The 24,265-nt window shown below is 45.0% G+C and carries 25 protein-coding genes and 1 pseudogene; 22 read left to right on the top strand and 4 right to left on the bottom strand.

Annotation, left to right across the window (positions count from 1 at the left end; genetic code table 11):
- Window positions 1-66 precede the first annotated feature (66 nt).
- The 12 genes from EIZ58_RS13620 to EIZ58_RS13675 all read left to right on the top strand — a co-directional run bounded on the left by EIZ58_RS13620 (window position 67) and on the right by EIZ58_RS13675 (window position 10,825).
- On the top strand, window positions 67-573 hold the full coding sequence (locus tag EIZ58_RS13620) for a type 1 glutamine amidotransferase domain-containing protein (RefSeq protein ID WP_134701338.1): 507 nt from the start codon (window positions 67-69) through the stop codon (window positions 571-573).
- A 282-nt stretch (window positions 574-855) separates the two neighbouring features.
- A complete protein-coding gene (locus tag EIZ58_RS13625) occupies window positions 856-1,545 on the top strand; it encodes a GntR family transcriptional regulator (RefSeq protein ID WP_134701339.1) in 690 nt (229 codons plus the stop codon).
- 22 nt (window positions 1,546-1,567) lie between these two features.
- Window positions 1,568-2,656 (top strand): mannonate dehydratase, encoded by a 1,089-nt coding sequence (gene uxuA / locus EIZ58_RS13630; RefSeq protein ID WP_134701340.1) that lies wholly within the window; start codon window positions 1,568-1,570, stop codon window positions 2,654-2,656.
- The gene (locus EIZ58_RS13635) at window positions 2,640-3,488 is read left to right on the top strand and encodes an SDR family oxidoreductase (RefSeq protein WP_134701341.1); all 849 of its coding nucleotides are present in this window, start codon (window positions 2,640-2,642) and stop codon (window positions 3,486-3,488) included. Before uxuA ends, EIZ58_RS13635 begins: the two co-directional genes overlap by 17 nt.
- 145 nt (window positions 3,489-3,633) lie before the next feature.
- Entirely contained in the window at window positions 3,634-4,239 is a 606-nt protein-coding gene (locus EIZ58_RS13640) for a nucleotidyltransferase family protein (RefSeq protein ID WP_134701342.1), read from the top strand.
- Between the two features lie 14 nt (window positions 4,240-4,253).
- Window positions 4,254-6,416: a xanthine dehydrogenase family protein molybdopterin-binding subunit gene (locus tag EIZ58_RS13645; RefSeq protein WP_134701343.1), complete on the top strand. Its 2,163-nt coding sequence runs from the start codon at window positions 4,254-4,256 to the stop codon at window positions 6,414-6,416.
- A complete protein-coding gene (locus EIZ58_RS13650; RefSeq protein WP_134701344.1) occupies window positions 6,409-6,876 on the top strand; it encodes a (2Fe-2S)-binding protein in 468 nt (155 codons plus the stop codon). Before EIZ58_RS13645 ends, EIZ58_RS13650 begins: the two co-directional genes overlap by 8 nt.
- On the top strand, window positions 6,870-7,733 hold the full coding sequence (locus tag EIZ58_RS13655; RefSeq protein ID WP_134701345.1) for an FAD binding domain-containing protein: 864 nt from the start codon (window positions 6,870-6,872) through the stop codon (window positions 7,731-7,733). Before EIZ58_RS13650 ends, EIZ58_RS13655 begins: the two co-directional genes overlap by 7 nt.
- Before the next feature lie 4 nt (window positions 7,734-7,737).
- Complete coding sequence (gene uraD / locus EIZ58_RS35155) at window positions 7,738-8,238, top strand: 2-oxo-4-hydroxy-4-carboxy-5-ureidoimidazoline decarboxylase (protein WP_134701346.1); 501 nt, start codon at window positions 7,738-7,740, stop codon at window positions 8,236-8,238.
- Between the two features lie 13 nt (window positions 8,239-8,251).
- On the top strand, window positions 8,252-9,199 hold the full coding sequence (pucL, locus tag EIZ58_RS13665) for a factor-independent urate hydroxylase (protein WP_134701347.1): 948 nt from the start codon (window positions 8,252-8,254) through the stop codon (window positions 9,197-9,199).
- On the top strand, window positions 9,196-9,555 hold the full coding sequence (uraH, locus tag EIZ58_RS13670) for a hydroxyisourate hydrolase (RefSeq protein ID WP_134701348.1): 360 nt from the start codon (window positions 9,196-9,198) through the stop codon (window positions 9,553-9,555). The genes pucL and uraH overlap by 4 nt, the downstream gene beginning before the upstream one ends.
- Window positions 9,556-9,568: 13 nt before the next feature.
- Window positions 9,569-10,825, top strand: a complete 1,257-nt coding sequence (locus tag EIZ58_RS13675; protein WP_134701349.1) for an ArgE/DapE family deacylase — start codon at window positions 9,569-9,571, stop codon at window positions 10,823-10,825.
- A gap of 100 nt (window positions 10,826-10,925) precedes the next feature.
- Here EIZ58_RS13675 and EIZ58_RS13680 read toward each other — a convergent pair whose 3' ends face one another.
- From EIZ58_RS13680 to EIZ58_RS13690, 3 genes are all read right to left on the bottom strand, one after another.
- A complete protein-coding gene (locus EIZ58_RS13680) occupies window positions 10,926-11,720 on the bottom strand; it encodes an ABC transporter ATP-binding protein (RefSeq protein WP_134701350.1) in 795 nt (264 codons plus the stop codon).
- Between the two features lie 166 nt (window positions 11,721-11,886).
- A complete protein-coding gene (locus EIZ58_RS13685; protein ID WP_134701351.1) occupies window positions 11,887-12,741 on the bottom strand; it encodes a M56 family metallopeptidase in 855 nt (284 codons plus the stop codon).
- On the bottom strand, window positions 12,741-13,163 hold the full coding sequence (locus EIZ58_RS13690; RefSeq protein ID WP_134701352.1) for a BlaI/MecI/CopY family transcriptional regulator: 423 nt from the start codon (window positions 13,161-13,163) through the stop codon (window positions 12,741-12,743). The genes EIZ58_RS13685 and EIZ58_RS13690 overlap by 1 nt, the downstream gene beginning before the upstream one ends.
- Before the next feature lie 174 nt (window positions 13,164-13,337).
- Here EIZ58_RS13690 and EIZ58_RS13695 point away from each other — a divergent pair, with 174 nt between their 5' ends.
- Window positions 13,338-13,739, top strand: coding sequence for a DoxX family protein (locus tag EIZ58_RS13695; protein ID WP_134701353.1), 402 nt, complete (start codon window positions 13,338-13,340; stop codon window positions 13,737-13,739).
- A 270-nt stretch (window positions 13,740-14,009) separates the two neighbouring features.
- Here EIZ58_RS13695 and EIZ58_RS13700 read toward each other — a convergent pair whose 3' ends face one another.
- Window positions 14,010-14,213 carry a hypothetical protein gene (locus EIZ58_RS13700; protein WP_134701354.1) on the bottom strand — a complete coding sequence of 68 codons (204 nt, stop codon included), beginning with the start codon at window positions 14,211-14,213 and terminating at the stop codon, window positions 14,010-14,012.
- Between the two features lie 348 nt (window positions 14,214-14,561).
- Here EIZ58_RS13700 and EIZ58_RS13705 point away from each other — a divergent pair, with 348 nt between their 5' ends.
- The 9 genes and pseudogenes from EIZ58_RS13705 to EIZ58_RS13740 all read left to right on the top strand — a co-directional run bounded on the left by EIZ58_RS13705 (window position 14,562) and on the right by EIZ58_RS13740 (window position 24,229).
- Window positions 14,562-15,590, top strand: a complete 1,029-nt coding sequence (locus EIZ58_RS13705; RefSeq protein ID WP_134701355.1) for a DUF3231 family protein — start codon at window positions 14,562-14,564, stop codon at window positions 15,588-15,590.
- Window positions 15,591-15,670: 80 nt separating this feature from the next.
- Window positions 15,671-16,282: pseudogene (locus EIZ58_RS13710) on the top strand (DsbA family oxidoreductase).
- Window positions 16,283-16,460: 178 nt separating this feature from the next.
- Window positions 16,461-17,303, top strand: a complete 843-nt coding sequence (locus EIZ58_RS13715) for an aldo/keto reductase (RefSeq protein WP_134701356.1) — start codon at window positions 16,461-16,463, stop codon at window positions 17,301-17,303.
- Between the two features lie 222 nt (window positions 17,304-17,525).
- Entirely contained in the window at window positions 17,526-17,654 is a 129-nt protein-coding gene (locus EIZ58_RS34835; RefSeq protein ID WP_255438268.1) for a hypothetical protein, read from the top strand.
- A gap of 312 nt (window positions 17,655-17,966) precedes the next feature.
- Window positions 17,967-18,149, top strand: a complete 183-nt coding sequence (locus EIZ58_RS13720) for a hypothetical protein (protein WP_134701357.1) — start codon at window positions 17,967-17,969, stop codon at window positions 18,147-18,149.
- A gap of 312 nt (window positions 18,150-18,461) precedes the next feature.
- Entirely contained in the window at window positions 18,462-19,703 is a 1,242-nt protein-coding gene (locus EIZ58_RS13725; RefSeq protein ID WP_134701358.1) for an ABC transporter substrate-binding protein, read from the top strand.
- Window positions 19,704-19,727: 24 nt separating this feature from the next.
- Entirely contained in the window at window positions 19,728-21,494 is a 1,767-nt protein-coding gene (locus tag EIZ58_RS13730) for a cache domain-containing sensor histidine kinase (RefSeq protein WP_134701359.1), read from the top strand.
- Window positions 21,484-22,653 (top strand): response regulator, encoded by a 1,170-nt coding sequence (locus EIZ58_RS13735; RefSeq protein ID WP_134701360.1) that lies wholly within the window; start codon window positions 21,484-21,486, stop codon window positions 22,651-22,653. Before EIZ58_RS13730 ends, EIZ58_RS13735 begins: the two co-directional genes overlap by 11 nt.
- 184 nt (window positions 22,654-22,837) lie before the next feature.
- Complete coding sequence (locus tag EIZ58_RS13740; protein WP_134701361.1) at window positions 22,838-24,229, top strand: type 2 periplasmic-binding domain-containing protein; 1,392 nt, start codon at window positions 22,838-22,840, stop codon at window positions 24,227-24,229.
- Window positions 24,230-24,265 lie beyond the last annotated feature (36 nt).

The raw sequence follows: 24,265 nt of genomic DNA on the forward strand, positions 1-24,265 counted from the left end.
AGCATTCCGGGTTGAAGAGGAGTCCATCTAATTGTATAATGGACCCAAAATTAGGAGGTGGGAAATATGGCACGAGTGGCTTTTTTATTAGCCCCTAACTTTGAAGACTCAGAGATGAAAAATCCATATGACGCAATCAGAGAAGCTGGCCATGAAGCTACTGTGGTAGGTATTGAAGGCGGAGTTGAGATTAAGGGAAAGAAGGGAACGGCTTACACGAGTGATGTATCCATCAGCGCGATTCATGCTAGTGATTTTGATGCCGTGATCATTCCCGGAGGATCCGCACCCGAGGCGATACGCGTCAATGATCAAATGGTTCAATTCGTCAAGGACGCCCATGCCCAAGCAAAGCCGATTGCCGGCATCTGCCACGGTCCCCAGGTGATGATCAGCGCTGATATATTAAAAGGGAAAAAGTCTACCTGCTATATCGGTATCCGCGATGATGTCAAGCTGGCGGGAGCTGAATATGTGGATGAGGAAGTCGTGGTGGACGGAAATATCATTACCTCACGGACCCCTAAAGATGAACCCGCTTTTATCCAGGCGATATTAAAGCAGTTATCCTAATACCTTAGGGATAGGTGGACACTGATTAAAGAGTAGGGGGAACCCTACTCTTTCTACGTTATGTAGCCCGCGTTACACTATACAATCAACCTTATGCTACCAATGGAAGTAGATATTGGGCTGGTTATTGGCTGTGAGCAGGATTTACCCTTGCCCAAAATTTATCGTGTAAACCCATGGCTAGAATCAGGATATTCACGAAGTAATGCTGGGGCCGTCCTTTAACCAACATACTTGTATGGTAGTATGTTAGTATGGTAATATACAATCAGGAGGTTTATCATGGACATAAAATTAGATAAAAAAAATGTAACCGGACCCATTCGAGAATATGTCTACCAAACCTTAAAGACCTATATATTAAACCTCAAACTTGAACCAGGACGTGCGATATCCGAGAGCGAGATATCGGAATGGCTTGAGGTAAGCCGTACACCTGTACGAGAAGCGTTCTTGAAGCTAGCGCAAGAAGAGCTTCTTGTAGTGTACCCGCAGAAGGGGACTTTCGTTTCTCTTATTGACCTCGACTTACTCGAAGAAGGCAGATTTCTAAGAGAGCATATGGAACGTGCCGTCGTAAGACTGGCTTGTAATGTAATGAACAGGGACACACTTCTTCAGCTCGAGACAAACCTCAAGTTGCAGGGGATTTCCGTTGAAATGAAGGATTATGTGCGCCTTTACGAACTTGATGAAGAATTTCATCGGCTCATTTTTCGGGGCTGCAATAAGGAGCGCATCTGGAATAGCATTCAGCAACTGAATGCTGATTTTAACCGGATTAGAATTCTGAGGCTCTCTGTTAATATGGATTGGGATCGCATCATCATTCATCACACACATATTTTGGAAGCTATCAAGGGCAAGAACGAAGAGAGAGCAGAGAGAATCATGACAGAGCATCTTCATCTTGTTATTGATGACGCCAATGAGTTAAGCCAGAAGTATGCAGAATACTTTAAAAAGAAATAAACCAAAAGGAGAGTTTACGTTCATGAGAATGACATTTCGTTGGTATGGAGAAGGCAATGATCGTATTCCTTTAAGTCATATTAAGCAGATTCCAGGTGTGGAAGGCATCGTATGGTCTCTACATGATCTTCCGGCTGGGGTAGAGTGGCCGATGGGTAGAATCCTAGAGGTAAAAGAGCAAGCGGACCAATACGGATTCAACATCGATGTGGTAGAAAGCGTGAATGTCCACGAGGATATCAAGCTCGGCTTGCCGACGCGGGATGAGTATATTGAAAATTATAAGCGAACGATTGAAAAATTGGGCAAGGTCGGCGTCAAGGTGATTTGCTATAACTTCATGCCTATCTTCGATTGGACCCGTACCGAACTTTATAAGGAACTCGAGGACGGCTCTACCGCCCTATTCTTTGAGAAGTCGAAGGTAGACAACATGGATCCGATGGAATTGGTATCCAAGATTGCCGGGAACCCGGATTTCACGATGCCAGGCTGGGAGCCGGAAAGATTAAGCCGCCTCAGCGAGCTGTTTGAAGCATATAAAGGAGTTTCCGAAGAAGACCTATTTGCCAATCTACAGTATTTCCTAGAACAGATTATTCCGGTAGCGGAAGCTAACGACATCAAAATGGCCATTCATCCGGATGATCCGCCATGGTCGATCTTTGGTTTGCCAAGAATTATTACGAACAAGGAAAATCTTCGACGTGTCCTAAGCCTGGTGGACAGCCCTTCTAATGGTTTGACCCTGTGCAGTGGTTCACTTGGAGCCAATCCCAACAATAATGTACCGGATATGGTGCGCGAATTTGCGGATCGCATTCCTTTTGCCCACATCCGCAATGTCAGAATCTATGAAAATGGAGACTTTATTGAGACTTCCCATCGAACGCAGGACGGTTCCGTGGATATCTATGATGTCGTGAAGGCGTACCATGAAAATGGATTTACCGGCTATGCCCGACCTGACCATGGTCGACATGTGTTTGATGAAGAGTGCAGGCCAGGATATGGATTGTATGACCGCGCCATGGGGATCATGTATCTCTGGGGAATTTGGGATTCATTGGAGAGAGCCAAGCAGGAGGGTAAGAATGCTTCCAATTCATGAGAATCTTAAAGGGAAAGTAGCCGTTGTGACAGGCGGAGGAGGCGTTCTTTGTGGAGCTATGGCGGTTGAACTGGGCCGTCAAGGTGTCAAAGTTGCGATATTGAACCGTACAGCGGAAAAAGGGGAAAAAGTCGCCGAACAAATTCGCGCTGCTGGCGGAGAGGCGATTTCTCTTGGCTGTAATGTATTAGATGAAGTAAGCGTGAAAAATGCTGAAGAAGAAGTTTTTCGCGTATTTGGCCCATGTGATATCTTAATTAATGGCGCAGGTGGAAACCACCCGCAGGGAATCACGACTAATGAGATCTTTAAGGCGGAAGATTTACTAAACCAAGAAATTACCACCTTTTTTGACCTCAGCCAAGAAGGATTCTCCCATGTATTCAATCTAAACATCCTAGGAACGCTCATCCCAACCCAAATTTTTCTCAAGAGAATGCTAGGAAAAAAGGGAGCTATTGTGATCAACATGTCGTCTATGAGTGCCCCATCTCCCATGACCAAGGTACCAGCGTACAGTGCTGCGAAGGCAGGAATCGATAATTTCACGCAATGGCTGGCGGTACATATGGCCGAGGCGGGCATCCGGGTAAATGCTATCGCTCCTGGATTTTTCCTAACCGAACAAAACAGAAGATTGTTAAAAAATGAAGATGGTTCTTTGACCCCAAGGTCAGAGAAAATCATCGCGCATACCCCGATGCGGAGATTCGGCAGCCCGAAAGATTTGCTCGGAACCATGCTATGGCTCGTGGATGACAATATGTCCGGGTTCGTGACGGGAATTACGATTCCTGTAGATGGCGGATTCATGTCTTATTCAGGTGTATAAAAAATTCTAATAGATAAAGCAGTCCAGCCCAAGTGCTGAACTGCTTTTTTGTTTTCTGTCCTACTAAAGAGCCTTACAAGTTATACGAACCATTCCCAAGCATATATTAGATTACATAATCAAAAATAGGAGAAATCTCGCTTGCATGAAGGGAGTGAGATCGTTGGAAGCGATCATCCTTGCTGCCGGCTATTCCAGCAGGGCCCAGGAGTACAAAATGACCTTCAAGCTAGGGACCATGACCGTATTGGAGCATACGGTTTCGAAATTTGAGGGCCTATGTCATAAGGTGATCATTGTGAGTGGATTTCAGTCGGAACGGATCCGACAAGCCGTGACAGAGATGCAGCAGTCGAACCCCTATAACATGGAAATCGTATGCGTGTTTAATCCTAGCTTTGACCAGGGAATGTTCAGTTCTGTTCAACGAGGGTGTCGAGAAGTGGGGGCCTCTTCGTTTTTTATTACACCTGGAGATTGTCCGTTTGTCAAAAAGCAAACCATACGAAATCTAGCAAGAGAAAAAGGAAAAGTCGTGATTCCGAGTTTTCAATGGAAAGGGGGACACCCCATTAAACTAGCTGGCGAGGTCAAAGATCGTATTCTGGAAGCACATACCAACAGCAACTTGCGAGAAATTCTTCAAGGCTATGAAAAGAAATATTTGAATGTGGAGGATCTGGGCGTCCTAATGGATTTGGATACCCCTGAAGATTTACAAAAAGCCTTAGTCTATTATAACGAACCATAAGGGGTGCTGCCTTCATGCAACCTAAGGATATAAGTATCTCGGTGAAGAAAAAAGATCACGATGGGAAAATATCAGGCCAACTGCCTTACGTCAGCGACCTAAAAGTAGATTCGATGCTGTATGGGGTTTTGTATCGCTCCCCGGTTGCCTACGGCAAAGTCCAATCAATCCAGCTGCCGCCTTTGCCTGAAGGATATACCAAAATTGGAGCGGAGCACATCCCTGGGGCTAATTTTGTCAAATTGCTACATAAGGATCAGCCGATATTTGCTAATGAGTGGGTCAACTATATTGGTGAACCGATCTTCATGCTTGTAGGCCCCAGGTTAGACGTCCTACATCAATTAATAGAGAACGTGCATGTCAAGATAGATGAACATCCAGCCACCTATACCCTAGAACACGCAATCCAACAAAAGGATCACACCGGCGTGTTTGCCCAGCATGAATTTGGCGAAAGTCTGGACGTGATCCAAGCTATCGAACAAAAGGCTCATCAGATTATCGAAGAAGAGTACGAGACGGGATACCAGGAACATGTCTATTTGGAACCTCAAGGCATGCTAGGGATTTACAAGGAGAATGAAATCCTGGTAGAAGGATCGATGCAGTGCCTTTATTATGTGAAAAACGCCTTGATCAGCGCCCTGGCTTGTGAGGATGATGAGGTCCGGGTGATCCAAAGTCCTACGGGCGGAGGATTTGGCGGGAAGGAAGATTTCCCTTCCATGATGGCGTGCCATGTAGCCATTGCGGCAAAAGTGGTAAAAAAACCGGTCATGCTCTTGTTTGAACGGGCGGAGGATATGGAAGTCACGACCAAGAGACATCCAGCGAAATTTAAATATCGGACGGCCATAGACAAACAAGGAAATATCCTTTGCATGAAGGTTGAAGTGTATCTGGACAGCGGGGCCAACGCGGGCTTAAGTCCTGTCGTCTTGCAGCGAGCATTATTAAATAGTGCAGGAGTTTATAACATTCCCCACTTTTATGCGAAAGGCTATGCGTTAAAAACCCATACCGTGCCGAATGGAGCTTTTCGAGGTTTTGGTGCGCCGCAGAGCTTTGCCGGAATTGAAAGTCATTTAGGACATTTAAGCCGATTGGTAAAGCGAGATCCCATAGAATACAAGCGCAGCTATTTAGTGAAGCAAGGCGACCCGACGATCACCAACGGGAGATTTCGAGATCCCGTTTTGTTAGACGACATGATTGAAGATGTTATGCGAACCATGGACTACGCCAAGAAAAAGCAGGAGATTCATCACTTCAACCAACAAAATAAGCGGTACAAAAAAGGGATGGGCGCTTCTTTTTTCTTACATGGCTGTGGATTCACCGGCAGCGGGGAGCGCGATCATATTAAAGCGACGGTCAAATTAGCTAAAACCGAGAAGGATCAAGTTCTGATCAAGATCTCCAATGCCGATATTGGTCAAGGAGTACTCACCACGCTGAGCAAAATTGTAGCTCAAGGGCTTGACCTGCGATACGAAAGCATTTCCTTTCCCTATCCCGATACGAAGGAGGTTCCGGATTCGGGTCCCACTGTCGCCTCGCGAACCACGATGATAGTCGGTAAATTGCTGGAACGGGCCGCAAGCAAGCTGAAGGCGCAATGGCAATCCGGGGTGGCTCAAGAGGTGGAAGAACACTATGTTCATGAAGAAATGATCCCATGGGATGAGGAAAAATTCTCGGGAGATGCTTATCCCGCTTATTCATGGGGCATCAATTGGGTTGAGTTGGAAGTAGATACCTTAACGGGAAATGTTCGATTGGAAAAAGTGTACGGTAGCTTTGATATTGGAAAAGCGATTGACGAACGCATTGTCAAAGGTCAAATCGATGGCGGCATGGCCCAAGGTCTTGCTTACGGCTTCATGGAAAAGATGACAGCTAAGTTAGGCAAAATCCAACAACGAAGCATATCTGACTATGGACCTCCCACGGCGATGGATATGGTCCCTATTGAAAGCAAGCTCTATGATAATCCTTATGCAGGAGGACCATATGGCGCTAAAGGAGTCGGCGAGTTGCCCTTAACGGGAGGAGCACCCGCGGTGCAAGCCGCCATCGAGGATGCGTTAGAAATCCCTTTTTATCAGATCCCGATTACACCGGAAGTGATTATCGAAAGTCTGACGAGGAAGGCAGGGGAAGCCCTTGATTAAATTTCATCTAAATGGAAAAGAAGTAGAAACCAAGGCCCCACCCACCGCACGGTTAATCGATGTATTACGAGAGGAATTTAATTTAATTGGATCCAAGGAAGGTTGCGGCGATGGCGAGTGCGGAGCTTGCAGTGTCCATGTAAATACGCTGGTGCAAAATAGCTGTCTGATCCCCATCGGCGCCATCGAAGGATCCGAGATTGTAACCATTGATGGATTTTGTAAGACGGAACAATTCCGAATCTTAAGTGATTGCTATTCACAAACCGGTGGCGTGCAATGCGGCTTTTGTATCCCGGGAATGGTGATGGCCAGTGCCGCTTTATTATCTAAGAATCCTCATCCGACAGAAGAAGAGATTCGCGATGGGATCTCGGGAAATTTGTGTCGTTGCACAGGCTATAACATGATTGTGGACGCGATTGACTTAGCGGCAAAAAAGGGGGAAGGCCTATGGTAGTGCAACCCATCTCCTCCTATCGATTGGCGAGTTTGCAGGAAACCATGGCTCAACTCAGCAAGGAAGACTGTCACATCATGGCGGGCGGTACCGACCTCATGGTGCAGCATAAAAGTCCGATGGGGGCCCCTGCCCACTTTGATAAACCCCTCGTTTTTATTGACCACTTAACAGAGCTAAGGGGGATCTATCAACAAAACCAGGATCTTCATATAGGCGCCTGTAGTACCTATTCCGAACTACTGGAGCACCCCCTCATACCGAACATCCTGAAAAAAGCCATCAGAGAAATTGCCGCGCCGGCGATTCGAAATCGAGGAACACTCGGCGGGAATATTTGCAACGCCTCCCCTGCCGGCGATACCTTGCCTTTGTTGTATCTCTACAATGCGAAAATCCGGTTAAGGTCCGCGAAGGGAGAGCGGGCAGCGGAGATTCATGATTTTATCCAAGGACCGCGAAGAGTGAATCGATTAAAGGATGAAATCGTCACGGAAATCCTGTTGCCAGACCTTCAGAAGGATCGGACTTCCTTAGTATTTGAGAAAGTGGCGAACCGCCGAGCCGATGCCATAGCGAAAGTTTCGTTTGCCGGTTCGATACAAGTAGACGAAGGCCAAATTCATGACGCCAGGTTTGCTTTCGGTGCCGTGGGACCTACGATCGTCCGTTCCAAGGAGTTGGAACAAAAATTAAGAGGAGAAGCTTTCCCTTTGAAGGGAAAGGTCATGGACGCAATATTAGCCGACTACGATCGCCTGATTAAACCCATTGATGATCAGCGGTCTACGGCCCTGTATCGGAAAACGGTGGCCCTGAATTTATTGCGTTATTTTCTGGAAACGAGGGGGATGTAACAGATTGATAGAATTAGGAATAGAGCAAGTCAATCAAATGAATAAAGAAGAGTTTGTGAGGAAAGTAGGGTGGGTGTTTGAGCACTCGCCCTGGATTGCGGAGAAAGCATGGGAAAGCCGACCTTTCCCCTCCCGAGAAGCTCTAATGCAAACGATGATTACCATTGTACAGCAGGCAGATGCATCCTCCCAGCTTCAGCTCCTCCGCGCCCACCCGGATCTTGGAACCCGATTGAAGTTGACAAGTGCCTCTCAAAAAGAGCAGGCGGGTGTAGGGTTAGATAAACTTTCGAAGGAGGAGTATGACGAATTATCTTCCCTCAACCAAAGGTATGTGGAAGCCTTTAGCTTTCCCTTTATTATGGCCGTCAAAGGGCAAAGCAAGGAATCCATTCTTTCCGCGATGAAGGAGCGGGTCCATCATACGTATGAGGAAGAATGTGCAAAGGCTTTGCAGGAGGTTTATAAAATTGCTACGTTCCGGCTAAACGAGACCATACGCTAAAGGAGGGCAGACGATGCGAAGAATGATGAGCTACGGAAAAGCCGATGTTTGGGTGTATCGAACCTACGCCAAGCCCCTGACAGGGGTTCAAGTCATACCGGAATCGCCGTTTACAGGTCGCAGCAATATTCTCCTTGGGTTGAATGTCAAGGTCGCCGTGGAAGGAGAAGGGTTTTTATCCTCTTTTACCGACGGGGACAATCGTTTAGTTGTCGCTACTGATTCGATGAAAAATTTCATTTTAAAGCATGCGGGGGATTTTGAAGGGGCCACCCAAGAAGGCTTCCTGGAATTCGTAGGGCGGCGCTTCCTTGAAACCTACCCGCAAATGACCGGCATCAAGCTGACCAGTGACCAAATTCTGTTCGATGAGCTTCCCATCCCGGACCAAGGGCAATTTGAACCGAGTCCGTTGGTGTTTCGCTATTCCTTAAATGAGCAGGCTCATGCTTGGATTGAGATGAAACGCGCGAAGGATGAAATTCGGACCACTGACCAACTAAGTGGGCTAAGGGGCTTAAAGCTGTTAAAGGTAAAAGGAAGCTCTTTTTACGGCTATGTCAAAGATGAATATACGACGCTTCCAGAATCATATGACCGTCCACTCTTTATCTTCTTAAATATCGACTGGCGCTACGAGGACAGGGAACATGCTAAAGGGCTTGATTCTGGTGGATACGTTGCGGCAGAGCAAGTAAGGGATATTGCCTACAATGTGTTCCATGAAGAAAATTCTCCATCCATACAGCATCTTATCTATCGAATCGGCCTACGTATCCTGGAGCGGTTTCCGCAATTGGCGGAGGTTTGCTTTGAATCGAACAACCGGACGTGGGAAACGGTTCGGGATGAAATACCCGCTTCACCGGTAGGAAAAGTTTTTACCGAGCCCCGTCCTCCCTTTGGGTTTCAATGTTTTTCCATGACTCGTGATGATTTGAAGAAAGGACCCAAAGTATGACAGGAAAGCTAACGACCCATGTCCTCGACATCAGCATCGGAAGACCGGCCAGAGAGGTTCTCGTGGAGCTTTGGCAGGTGGGTTTACATGAGGAGCTCGTTTTCCTTGTAAAAAGGGTGACCAACCTAGATGGCAGAGTCCATGAACCGTTTCTGGAAGGAGAGAAGATGAAACCAGGAATCTACGAATTCCGTTTTCACGTTGGAGCTTACTACCGGACTCAACGTACTGCTGGGAAACATCCTCCCTTCCTGGATTGTGTTCCCGTACGCTTTTCGATTACGGAGCCAGACTCTCACTACCATGTTCCGCTCTTGGTCTCACCTGGGGGGTATAGTACGTATCGAGGCAGTTAAGAGGAGGAGTGTTATGAATCCCGATAAGAAAGAAATCGTCGATTGGATTGACGAGCATCAGCAAGAGCTCATTCATTTTCTACGGACATTAGTGCAAACCCCCTCAGATAATCCTGTTGGGGATTGTTATCCCATCGCGTCTGTTTTACATGAGCAGCTGGAAGGGCTGGGTTTTGATGAGGTGTCGCTTCTTAAAGTAAACGAGGAGGAAGTGAAGAAAGCGGGGATGATTAGCCTCGCTAATGTTCTATCCAGACAGGTATTCGGCAGCGGGGAAGGTCCAGGAATCGTCTTGAATGCGCATGGCGATGTGGTGCCTCCGGGTTTAGGCTGGAGCGTAGATCCTTACGGTGGAGAAATCGTCGATGGAAAAATGTATGGGCGTGGAGTCGCGGTATCGAAATCTGATATTGCGGCTTACACCTACGCGGTTTTGGCATTAAAGCAGGCAAAAATCCACCAATCCCTGCAAGGGAAGGTGGAGCTTGCCTTTACTTTTGATGAGGAAACGGGAGGGGAGCTCGGTCCAAAATGGTTGCTCGACCAAGGGTTGGTGCAGGCGGAGCAAGCCATTGTCGCGGGGTTCTCGTATTCTGCGGTAAATGCCCATAATGGGTGCCTTCATTTCGAGATCACCACCACAGGAAAGTCCGCCCATGCGGCCCTTCCGCATACCGGTTGTGATGCCATGGAAGCGACATCCAAAATTCTGAACGCCTTATATGAACACCGGGAAACCTTGCGTGAAAAAAAGTCGTCTGTCCCCGGGATCGATACGCCAACCTTGGTGGTGGGACTCATCTCAGGAGGCATTAATACGAATGTAGTCCCGGATGAGTGCAAAATCCGTGTGGACAGAAGACTGATCCCGGAAGAAAACGAAGAGCAAGCAGAAAGGGAATTCCGCGTCCTTGTACAGCAAGCCATTGCTCCTCTCGAGGGGATTCACGTAGAAATACGAAAAATTCTCCATGCGAAAAGCTTTGGCCCCGTTCCAGAGGATTCCCCTCTGATTGCTTCGTTAAGCGAGAACTGGAAGTTGGTGATGAAAGCAGACGGAGACTTGCCCATAAATGGAGTTCCCCTTTATACCGATGCGCGTCACTTCTATGAAAAAGGGCTTCCTACCGTCATGTTTGGGGTTGGACCAAAAACCCTCGAAGAAGCCAACGGCCACCGTGCAGACGAAAATATTAGCCTTCAAGATTTACAGCATGCCACCAAAGTGATCGCTTGTACGCTTTATGATTTATTGGGGGGCAGGACTTAGTCAAGTGAACAATTCATAATAAAAGTAGAAGCCATGCAGGATACGAGATCCTTCATGGCTTTTGTCGGGTGCGAAAAAGTTTGGTGGCAACTGAGCTTTTTCACGAAGTGATGCCTTCCTTTAATTGCACCCAAGCGCGTCTCAATTTCCACTGCACCTCTAGGGGAAGCCCCAGTCCTTTAGTTAGAATTTCGTCAGAAATGACTTCCTCCTTCGGTCCTGCAGCGATGATCTTTCCTTCTTGCATGACTAGGGCATGGGTAAAGACGGAGCAAACCTCCTCAATATGGTGTGTCACGTAGATCATCGAGGGTCCGTTTACGCCTAGCTTTTCAATCGAGGCCAGCAGTTTCTCGCGGGAGTAAATATCGAGACCCGTACAGGGCTCGTCGAGGATCAGCAATCGGGGGGAGGCCATCAAGGCTCTTGAGATCAGTACTTTTTGCCTTTCGCCCTGGGAACATACCCCAAAAGGCCGATCGGCCAAATGACTAATATCCATTTCTTCCATAATGGATTCAGACTTTGCTTGGTCTTCAGTCGTCACCTCATCATAAATGCCAAGGGTCGCAAACTTTCCGCTTAACACAACCTGGGAGACCGTATGAGTAGGAGAAAGGGTGTCCGCCAGGGATGCACTTACCCAGCCGATCGATTTTCGAAGCTCTCTAAGATCAACGGTTCCAAGCGTTTTCCCTAACACCTTAATCGATGCTCCTGTCCCAGCAACCGGCCATATATATCCGTTGATCATCTTCAGCAGAGTGGTTTTTCCTGCTCCATTCAGACCAATGAACGCCCAATGCTGTCCCTCTTCCATCCTCCAGGAAATATCTGTTAAAATCTCCCGACCTTCTCTGCGATAATTTACATCCTCTACATGAATGATACTCATCTCTTCAAATGGACTCCTATCTTTGTTTGAATATTAACGCAATGTGATAGAAAATAGAATATCATATCTTTATGGTTTTGTCCGAGAAAAGATCAATGAAACAAAGTAGCTCGATGGGCCATTCTAACAAACACTAACATCTGTAGTATAAAATATTAAAAAAAATTTAAGCAACTCCCACCACAATCATACTCATCAAAAGAATCAGTACATAAATCGAAGCCACAATAGATCTTGTATCTAGTTTAAGAGGTATGGTTTTCTTTGGACTCACGAGTTGTTTAAGTCGGTAGTTAACCGATTCATCCGAAAAATGGACAATGACGGGGGCGGTGGGAACCGAGAAACAATTCTTGATTAACTTGATCAATGCACTTCCAAGACCAATTTCAGATCCCATTTTTTGTATGGCGTATTCATCGGCTGATAACTCACTGATAATTTTATAATTTTGATAACACCACTTGGTAAGAGGAATATACCATAGGGAATAGGCAATTACTTGTAAGACAAATGTCTTGAGGGAATCGTAGTTTTTTTGGTGATAGGTTTCATGATGAACGACGGCTTCAATCTCCTGTTGGTCTAGGATGTTAATCAACCCACTCGAAAGGACGATCAAAGGCGTTTTAAAACCCATCGAAAAAGCTAGCGACTGTTGATGGTTGACCACGATAATATCCTCATCTTGACGGTTAAATTTATGATTTATTAGTTTGGATAACTCCTGATTTTTTAGGGATAGAATCTTTAGCTTAAATTTCCTGTAAAGAAAAAATTGTTGGACGATTTTGATCAGGGCAATTAATCCAGTGTAAGCGATAATGGTATTTAAGGCATAGATCACAATAAAGTAGTAAAGAGTGGCTTCCTTAAACAAACTTACACAAAATTCAAAAAGGTTCATAGGGATAGCCACACCGAAAAAGAGATGCATTAAATATAATCCCATTTGACTCCAAACGAAAGCAGCAATAACCATACTAAATCCGGCGATAAAGATAGATTGTTGTTTCCACATTACGACTCATGGTTCCTTTTTAATTTTTGGATTTTCTGTTCAAGTTTTTCAAGTACGGAGTGATCTACCTCATCTAAAGCATCAATCATGTGATTAATCACCAATCCGCCAAACTCATCCAACAAATTCTCGGTTAGCGTTTTGGACTGTTCTTCGATAAACTCTTCTTTGGATTGAACAGGGCTATATAATGACAGGCGTCCTTGCAGCCTTTTTTCCAAAATCCCTTTCTCTACTAATCGATTCATCACCGTCATGACCGTATTGAAGTTAGCCGGCTTATCCTGATTGTCTAACCGCTGCTGCACTTCCTTAATACTCAGATCTTTTTGGGACCAGAGGATATCCATAATCTTCGATTCTAAGGGCCCGAAAAATCGATTAAGACCCACTTTATCGTACTTAAAGTTCTTGATGTTCATACGTTTATCCCTCCATTACAAATTGTAGTGTATTAGGGGAGGATTAGCAAGGACTTTAGTATAACTTCTTGACGATCAGCAACCTAGGGGTTGACAAGCTCAACTCCATAACACTACAATGGTTAGTGTTAAACTATAACGTGTAGTGCTGAAGAAAACACGAAGGAGGACATTATGTCAAAAAACATGGAAATCGCCTTATTTGTCATCAGAATCACCCTAGGTATCGTCTTTTTCGCTCATGGCTTACAAAAAGTCCAGGGAGTGGAGGGCATTGTGGGATTTTTCGGAAGTTTAGGACTGCCAGGATTCATGGCCTACGCGGTGGCTGGAATTGAATTGATTGGCGGACTGATCCTTATCCTTGGTTTAGGGACTCGCGTAGTTTCTGGTTTGTTCATCCTGATTATGCTGGGAGCTATTTTCAAGGTGAAATTATCGGCTGGCTTCCTGGGAGGATATGAATTAGATTTCGCTTTATTAGGAATGGCCCTTGCGTTAGCGATTAGTGGAAATAAGCTGTGGTCTTTAGATCAATATATTCGCCGACAAGAGATTCAGGTAGAAACAAAATAGGAAGCCATTTTGGAGCGTTGATTCACATCAGAATCGCGCTTTTCTTTTTGGACCTGCCTCGTACCGGGTTAGGCCAGGCTTTACGGCAATAGGGGGTCACTTCTTGGGTTTGGGGTAGGGGATGTCGGAACGAACTATGACACCTGCTAAAGGACCAAGGAGAGTCTCTAATAGGTAGGAGGAAGTAAGTGGGGCTTCCTCAAGATTCATTAACGAAGCCCTATCTCCAAGATAATGTATGGAAGATAGGGCGTTTTTCTGCTTCCTTGCTTAAAATCCATATTCAAAATTCAGGGATCCCTCTTTCCACATTACATAGTCAATCTGTCCAAAGTCTACTTCTTCCCCATTAAGATTGCAGGTGCAATGATTACATCCACATTGGGCTTTGATCTGCTCCAAAAGAGATTGTTCGACACCGCCTAGGACGATCAGAGGCTTATTTTTGGGGTATAAGACAAGAGTTCCAGTCATTTGTTCATCATCCTCCAGAAAAGTTTGTGCATTGCTTCACGTAACAATCATAGCTGATCTTACTGGTAAAATCATCCCTTATACAGAAAAGTTCAAATATCAGTCAAACATTAGTTACGATTTCTTTACATTGCAGACAAAGCTTTTGACGCAATCGTTAGACTGCTTAATGGTTAATGCCAAGATGCATTGCGCTGTAATCCCCGCTCATACTGACTGACACCTATACACTATTGTATTGTAAAATTCTCGCTAACAAGTATCTACCATCTCAAGAATGACTTTACAAATAATTACCAAACCATAGAGGAATACTATGAAAACCTTATTCCAATAAGGAGGAGCCTTATGGATGACGCGACACATCAAACAGAGCATAACACTGGATTAACCTCAGCGGAAATGGGAACACTTTGGTCTCAATACATATCAGATAAAATGGTTATTTGTATTTTGAGTTATTTCTTGGAAAAAATAGAGGATGAACAAACGAAAAGCGTTGTCGCTTATGCGTTGAGCTTAAGCCTTAACCAGGTCAAAAGAATTAGGGAGATTTTTAACAAAGAAAATTTCCCTATTCCTTATGGTTTTACGGAGCAGGATGTGAATAAAGACGCACCTCGTCTCTTCTCCGATTCCCTTATCCTCCAGTATGTCAAGAATATGTCGATTCTTGGTATGGCCTCAACTAGTGTAGCTGTAGGAATCACAACACGCTCTGATGTTAATGAATTTTTCACTGACTGCTTAGCCTCCGCGACTAAGCTCAACAACTGGGCAAAGGACCTATTGTTAATCAAGGGATTATACGTTCGTCCTCCGTTCATCCCTAATCCAGACCATGTTGATTTTGTTACCAAACAACACTTTTTAACAGGTTTTTTGGGGGATCGACGGCCACTCAATGCCATTGAAATTACTCATTTGTTCAACAATACCCAAACCAACATCATCGGGAGGGCGTTATTGATTGGATTCACGCAAGTAGCGGAGTCGAAAGAAGTCCGTGAAATCTTGATGAGAGGCGTAGAAATGTCAAAAAAACATATCGAGCTGTTTAGTTCCCTCTTAATCGATGAAAATATCCCTGCTGCGATGACATGGGATTATGGTACAACGGATTCTACTGACGCTCCTTTCTCAGATAAATTGATGTTATTTCATACCACAGCTTTGATTGCCGCAGGGATCGGAAACTATGGAGCAGCACTAGCTGCCAGTCCTAGACGTGATATAGGGGCCCTATACTATAGACTTTTTATGGAAGTAGCTCAATATGCGGAGGATTGTGCCAATATGATGATCAAAAATGGATGGTTGGAACAACCCCCGTTAGCCCCTGATTATAAAGCGTTAGCCAATCAAGGGGATAGCTAACTGCTCCTTCAAAAACTTGGATCCTAAGATTCTTTAACCAAATGGATCAACTACATATGTCGCTTTTATCGGAGGAATCTATGAGTTTAACCATAAGAGTATATTCAGATTATGTTTGACCCTACTGCTTTATAGCGGAGTTTCCGCTGGAAGAAGCGATTAGGGGAAAGGATGTTGTAGTGGAGTAGATGCCTTTTGAATTGCGTCCCTATCCAACGCCAACTTTGAAACCGGAAGAAAATTACCTACAAAATGCATGGAAAAATGGCGTCTATCCCACAGCAGAACGATTCGGGGTAGAAATGGTACTGCCGCGGGTATCGCCGCAACCTTATACTCATTTGGCCTTTGAAGGCTTCCAATATGCAAAAGAACATGCAAAAGCCAATGAGTATAACCATCGAGTGATGAAGGCCTTTTTTCAAGAAGAAATGGATATCGGTAAGGTGAATGTTTTGACCGAGCTTGCCACCCAAATCGGATTAAACGGGGAAGAATTTCGAAGGGCGTTAGAAACAAGGAAGTATAAAGAAGTTCATGAAATAGCCCTGCACCATGCCTACGAAGAAGCCAATATTACGGCAGTTCCTACGTTTAAAATAGGCGATAGGGTATTGCCAGGTTTGTACGATAAAGAGTCATTGGAAACCGTGATTCAGGAAGAGATAATAAAGCATCTCTCCAAAAATTAGAGACAGACTTAAATCATAAAAGCTGAATGATTGACTCATTCAGCTTTTTTCTGTTAAAAAACTAGCGGACCCACGCTTCGTGAGCCATTAGCGGACCCTATGTCCATAAGCAAGAACTACTGAAACCTATTCAAAATTATGGTAATCTTAAAACATTATAGAAAAGGAGAGAGTCATTATGAACAAACCTATTCCAGTGATATCCCTTTACGATGGGCTTACGTTGCCAGTTGTGGGCTTGGGTACATATAGATTAAAAGGGAACGAAGGGGTTCAAGCGATACAATCAGCCATCAATCTAGGGTACCGACTTCTCGATTCTGCTTATAATTACGAGAATGAAGGGACGGTAGGGGAAGCGGTCAGACGAAGTTCGGTTCCTCGGGAGGAATTAAGAATTACATCTAAATTGCCAGGGCGTTATCATACCTATGATCTTGCTGTAACCACGATTCAGGAGTCTTTATATCGAGCAAATCTAGATTATTATGATTTATACTTGATCCATTGGCCTAACCCTATACAGGATCAGTATGTAGAAGCTTGGCAAGCGTTAATAGACGCTAAAAAATGGGGTCTGATCCGTTCCATCGGGGTTTGTAACTTCTTACCAGAACATATCGAGCGCTTAGTAAAGGAAACGGGAACTACACCAAGCATCAATCAAATTGAATTGCATCCTTTTTTCAATCAGGCAGCGCAGAGAACATGGCATAAAGAGCATCACATTGCCACCCAATCCTGGAGCCCGCTATACCGGGGAAACGAACTTTTGCAAAATGACACCCTACAACAGATTGCTGACCAACATAGTAAATCCATCTCACAAGTAATCTTGCGCTGGCATTATCAAATCGGGGCCATTTCTATCCCCAAATCTGCATCGCTCGCACGACAGCTAGAGAATATATCCATTTTCGACTTTTCTCTGGGTGAAGTGGAAATGAGCCTGATTTCTGGCTTAACTCGTCCTGACGGCAGAATTAAAAATCAAGATCCGGCTAGTTATGAGGAGTTTTAAATCTTTTCAAGGAGATTCTTCGGGGTCGCAGCCGGTAATCACCCATAAATTGGGCATAAAATCCCTAAAGGGCAATTCATTCGCCCTATATCGAGGAACAGGAACGGGTGGGAGAAGGGCGATGCAAGCTGGACATACTAAGTCCAAATGGTAAAAAAGGGGTGAGTGGGTTCAATGGAGATGGATAAGGTTGAAAATCAGTTAGAAGCTTTATCTTGTGAAATGGATCAGTTACATCAGCAACTATATTCAGGTTTTCATGATGAGACGGGCCAATCGGAAATCCAGCAACATCTTAGGGAAATTCAAGATCGCTTCCGTAAGGTTGTTGATCAAGAATTAGACGTTTAACAGACCACTTGGGCTTGAGTAAGGTTGTTACTCGTCTAACATGAAAGAGTAAACAAGTGAGGAGAGGGGACTCCATGCTAATCCGAGGTTTTGATAAAGGAGATAACGCTCCTATCGTGGAAATATGACTTACCGGATCCATACAGGCGCATTTCATCTTTTCATCCTATTGGCACTCAGTCAAGACACAGCCACGTCGTAGAAGGAATAGAAGATGGGATCGGACAAAAAAATAACAGCTTTTAATCGAGGAAGGCCTATCCGTTTTAAGATTGGCCTTTTTGCCTCGATTGTGAGAGGAGTTCTTGCTAAATGGGGACAAAAACAAAGCTAATCACTGGGATGATCTCTGGTTTCATCGTCGGTTTTTTTGGTCTTTATCGCTTTATATTAGTCGGGGGATCATTGAATGAATCGTTGGTACCCGTCGCCTTTATGACTGGTGGTTTCGTTGGAGCGATTGTGAACTATTTTCAATTGAAGAAACTCAAATAAACAATGACCTGGAAGAGGAATGTATTGATTAAGAGTGTCTCAAAAGCCTATCACTTTTAGTGAATACCCTCTTTTTTTCCAATCCAGTACCACGTCACAGGCATTCCACTATTCAACGTAATAGTTATCCTTTCATCACAATGGTTTAGAATTGAACCAGGAGCGCAAGAGCGAAAGTAAAAATTTAAACAGGAATGCAAAGAATGTCCCATTTCCTATCACACGGCAAGTGGTTTATACTGAAACATAAATGTTTCTTCGTGTTGTAAGCGTTACCTAAAATCGACAAAAACCGGGTGGTGACAGGCACCCATGCGGAAACTGGTGCTCACGTGTTTACTTTTTTTGGCGGCCTGTTCAATCAGGTCGATCCATGAAGGGGAGGAAACCCCAAGATATAAGGAAAAAGTTCGCCTTGAGTTTTTTTCTCCCAAAGTGGAGACGGCGGGAATATTCAATCAACTCATTCGAGATTTCGAAAGGGAGCATCCGGATATTTATGTCGAGCAAACCATCATGCCGAACGGGATGGATGTTCTGAAAAGAAGAATCGCAAGGGGTCAAGCTCCGGATATTTTTATCACCTATCCCCTTGAACACGATTATGTGATTCGGGCAGAAAAGGGCTATTTGCTCGATCTCACGGAAGAAGACTTTATTCAAGCGATTACCCCTGTGGTTCAAGATAGGTATCTGGTCCATAGCAGGATGTACGGCGTGGCTTTAACCCAAAATGCGGTGGGAGTCTTATACAACAGGGATATTTTTGAGTCTTTGCATTTAAAGATCCCCGAGAGCTGGGCTGAGCTTGTCTATACCATGGTGACGATTCGCCAAACCGGTATAACCCCTATTCTTATGTCCAATAAAGACGCCGAAACGATCAGCGTATTTAATCTCAACTTCATAGCCAATGAATTTAGTAGCGATTATTGGGATGAGGTAAATCAAGGGCAGGCAAAGATATCGGATGATCCGAGATGGCAGGAGATGGCTGAAAACATGCTGAGCGTCGTTTCACTTGCCCAAGAGGACTCTTTTGAAGCTGATACGGATCAGGTTAACCAGCGTTTTGCCCATGGAGAGGGAGCCATGTATGTCACTGGCACCTGGATGCTGTCCATCATTGAAAAATGGAATCCGCAATTGAACTATGGGATCTTTCCCTTTCCCAGTACGAATGATCCTCAGAAAAATTATGTGTTAGGCGGCGTAGACATTGGGTTGGCGATTTCGTCCGACACTCCACATCCCGAAGCGGCAAAAGAATTCTTGAAATTTTTGGTCAAACAAAAAAATGCCCAAAAACTATCCGATTATGAAGGCTCCATCAGCGTGGTTCAGGGAGTGAACGTGAAAAAAGAAGTTGTAAAGCCCTTGGCTAAGAAGGTTCTAGAAGGAAAAAGCGTGAATTGGCCCAATCATTACTGGATAGGCGGAACCCGCGCAGAGAGGGATTACCGCAGAATCAGCCAACAATTTTTTATGGATAAAAACATAGAGGCCTATCTTCGCCAATTGGATCAAATGTTTGCCTACTACCGGGAAGAGTAGCGATGGGGGTGGAAAAATAATGCTATGATATTAGATCTGCAGCACCGAATGGTCATCGGATTTTTGCTATTCATTCTTTTGCCGATCCTCATTGTAGGTCGGGTTTCTTACTACACTTCCGCCAATACCTTGAAGGAAAATATCAGCCAGCAGATCCTTCAGACCTTAAAAGCGCTGGATATGAACCTATCCGCGTCCCTTTCGGAAATCCATACCTTCTCGGACACCATGGTGGATTCCGAGGATATACAAGCTATTCTGAAAGCAAAACCAACCAATGCGCCTGAGTTATACAATTACCGACTGAATATAACTAGCCTTATGTACAGCAATCCGATGGTGGAGGATCTGATTCTCTATAATAATAAAGGGACCGTGTTTCAATTGAAAAGAACCCTCGTTCCATCCTTTCAACAATTGCAGGAAAGCTCGTTCTTTCAAGAGATGGTAAGGGAGAAGGGGAGAGCGGTTTGGTTATCCGCGGCCGAACACGATTCGTTTGTTCCGCTGGAAAAGTTTGTGTTGACCCAAGGGCGAATGATCCATGACTATAATACCTTGGAGAATATAGGGTATGCCATTTTGCATATCAAGCTTAACCTGTTCGACGAGATCTATGCCCAGCTGCATCAGTCCGACTCGGAGGAGGAACTGATCATCGATCGGGCAGGAAACATCCTATATAGCTTCGATCACCAGTGGATCGGCAAACAGCTTCAAATAAACGGACTGGAGGAAATGATTTCTGGGAAGCAGGGCCACCTGATGGATACATGGGAAGGGAAGAAGAGCCTCATTACCTTCTACCCCTCCGAATCCAAAGAACTGGCTAAGCTGGATTGGATCCTCGTATCCATCAAGCCATGGAGCACTTTAACTAATCAAATTGAGTTTATCCGAAACACGACCCTTGCCATTGTGATGGTAGGGATTCTGATGGCCTTGCTTTATAAGCTGTTATACGTAAAGAAAATAATGGATTTCATCTCTGAGCTTCTCGAAAAAATGAAACGGGCGGAACAAGGGGACTTAGCGATTCGCATGCCTGTATCGGGTTATTTGGAGTTTAGGAAACTTGCATTAGGGTTCAATCGAATGATAGAGCAAATCGGATTGCTGTTACAGCAAGTGAAGGATGAGCAGGAAAGAAAAAGGGAAGCAGAGTTTCAAGTGCTCCAGCAGCAGATTAATCCTCATTTCCTGTACAATACCCTTGAATCGATTAATGCGATGGCCGCCCTGAATGGGCAAAAGGAAATTAGTAAAATGACGATCAACCTGGGGAAATTGCTCCGCATCAGCATAAATGGCGCTTATGAAGTCAAAGTCAGTGCAGAAATCCGCCATGTAATCAGTTACTTGGAGATCCAAAAAATCAGGTTCAATAACCGGTTTCAGTATGAAATTGACGTCGAGGATGGGCTGAGGGATCGCCCTGTTCTAAAACTAATTCTTCAGCCGCTCGTGGAAAATATCCTTTATCATGCATTTGACCAGCACCAGGAAAACGGACGAATCGCAATCAAGGGATGCCTAGAAGGGGAGAAAGGCTGTTTCTATATTCGAGATAATGGAAAAGGAATGAGCCATGAAGCCTTGATCCAATGGAATGATCAGCATGGGAGCGAAGATCGCCACAAACACAGCGGACATGGCTTAAGAAATGTTCACGACCGATTAAAGCTTTATTATGGCAATGCCTATGGACTCATGATTTGCTCAGGGGAGGTTACAGGAACAATAATCAAGATCACGTTTCCGATAGATAAGGGTGATTCGCATGCCGTTTAAGGTATTTATTGTGGATGATGAACCGATCATTGTGAAGAGTTTAGCCCATATCATCAATTGGCAGGGACTTCATTGCCTGGTAGCCGGAACGGCTGAAAACGGAAGGCAAGCTTTGGAAGGGATTAAAGCCATCGAACCGGATCTCGTGTTGTCCGATATTCGGATGCCCGTGATGAATGGGCTGGAGCTGCTTAAGGAAATCAGTCAGCTGCCCCGGCGGCCGAAGGTCATCTTGCTTAGCGGATACGACGAGTTTGAGTATGCGCGGGAAGGCATCAAATACGATGCCTCTGATTACATCCTTAAACCCATTGATTACGATGAACTGGAAGAATGCTTGTCCCGTGTGGTCCGTGAGCTGGAGCGGCTTCAGAAATACAGGCAGGAGGAATTCAAGCGGCAAATTCACGACCTCTTGACGCTAGGAACGGCCGAAATCGATCAGAATCTCCGACAGGGTACTTTTGCGGCTATGGTGATGGAATGGGATAATAACGCTGAAAAGCAAGATGCAATTTGGCAGTGGATCAGTGAAAGAGTCGAACATAACGAGCGGGAGAGCTGGTTCCCCTTTAAGCTCCATCCGACGGAATTAACCATCGTGTATGCGTCCCAAATGGCCAATTCATCCGGGATCAAGCAAACGTTGAAGCAAATGGCCAGCGAATTATCTGCCTGCTGCAACGAGCTTCGCATCGCAGTTGGGAAGGCCGTGAGTGAAATAGATCAACTGGTCGAGTCTTATGGACAAGCCAAAGAAATGCTAAAGGCAAAGCCATTCTTGAAGGCGACAGTCATCACAGAAGAAGAGTTCGAGGAGGAGTTCAAGTCCAGGAATAACCCGGGGGATCTTATCGAAAAAGCGGTGGATTATCTAGATGACCATTTTTACGAAGACATCGGAATTGAACAAGTGGCGGGCAAAATCGGCTTAAGCGTTAGCTATTTCAGTGTGTTGTTTAAGCAACAGACAGGCGTAACCTTCTTGGACTATTTGACGGACCAGAGAGTGAAGCATGCTTGCTATTTGCTGAAGAACTCGAATTTGAAAACGAATGAAATCGCAGGTAAAGTGGGCTATACAGATCAGCGATATTTTAGCCAAGTGTTTAAGAAAAGAGTGCAGATGACCCCAAGCGAGTATCGGAAAAGCAAGTGAAGAAAAAAGAAACCTCATCTTCCAAGACAGGGATATGAGGTTTTCTTTGTTTTCCGAAAAGTGAAAGCCTTATCATAAAAATTTGAACATTTATCATAGGAATGCCTCGTTTTGAAACCGTTTTAATTCCTTTACAATCAAGTCATAGCAATAAACAAGATTGACTATAGGGGGCCATAAAAGGATGAAAAAATTGATCTCGTTAGTTTTAACTGCGGTATTAGCCAGTTCATTAGTCGGCTGCGGTTCTAATCAGGCTTCAAACCAGGGTGGCGTCAGCGGCAAACTCGTGATTTGGACACAGGCTTCAGCCGACCACCCGGAAGGAAAAATGTTTGCCGATCGCGTGAAGCAATATAATGAGGCCAACCCGGACAAGCCTCAAGTGGAAATTCAGAACATCACACGGGCAGGTGCCGGTTCAGGGTATATCGACAAATTGAATGCAGCCATCACCTCCAATAATGTACCTGATATTTTTACGTTAGACGGACCGGATGTGGCAGCCTACGTCGAATCGGGAATTGTTGGAGAATTGGATGGCCATATGTCACAAGGATTTAAAGACGGTTTCACCCAAGCGATGATCGACCAAGGGACCATCGACGGGAAGTTTTATGCGATGGGTTACCAAGATTCCGGTGTAGCCGTGACCTACAATGAAGATATGTTCAATGCATTGCCGGATGACATTAAAGCGATGGTTCCTTCTTCTGATGAAGATTGGACATGGGATGAATTTGTGGCTCTGGCTAGAAAAATAGATGACTTCGCTAAAACAACAAGCGATTCCGCGTTTAAGGATTATGAGACGGCCGTCAGCTTGTCACTATATGAAATTCCTGCAGGCGGATATGAGCTCGGAACCTATTTCTTTACCCCGCTATTATGGGCTAATGACGCGAATATCGTGGCGGAGGATGGCGTAACCGTAGACAGCGTACTAAACAGTGATAAGACCGTGGAAGCCTTGACCAAATATGCCCAATTGTTTGAAGGGAACCCGCTTGCCAACGCCTCTGAATCGCAAAAAGCTTTCCATACGGGAAAAACGGCCTTATCTGTAAGCGGATTCTGGTTTATCAGCGACTTTGTCAACAACTATCCGAACTTGAAGTTCAAGACCCTCCGCTATCCGAAAATGAATGGAGCTTATGACGGATTATACACGCCATCTGGAAGCTGGGCCTTCGTCCGCAATGGCCAAGTTCAAGATGAAGAGCGCATCAAGCAAACCGTAGAAGTCATGGAATGGCTCAACAGCGATGATGCGCATAGGGAATACTTTAAAGCCAACGGCGCGATTCCGGGAAGGGTGAATGCGATCGATGCGATTGATACCAATACGGATAACCCATACCATAATGAGGCCTGGAAGGTCTTGAAATATCAAGTGGAAAACACCAATAAGTCCCGTCCGGTATCGCCTGGATACCCTTATTTGTCAGAAACCTTTGCCAAAGATGTCATCCTGAAGATTGCACAAAACAAAGCAACAGATTCCGCAACCATCCAGAAGTATGCGGATGATGCAGCCAAGAAGATTGATATGGAATTTAAGAAATACCGGAAATAGTCATGGGAAAGGAAAAAAAGGCGAGGCTTGGGTCTC

Source organism: Ammoniphilus sp. YIM 78166 (assembly GCF_004522215.1).
Classification (GTDB): domain Bacteria; phylum Bacillota; class Bacilli; order Aneurinibacillales; family RAOX-1; genus YIM-78166.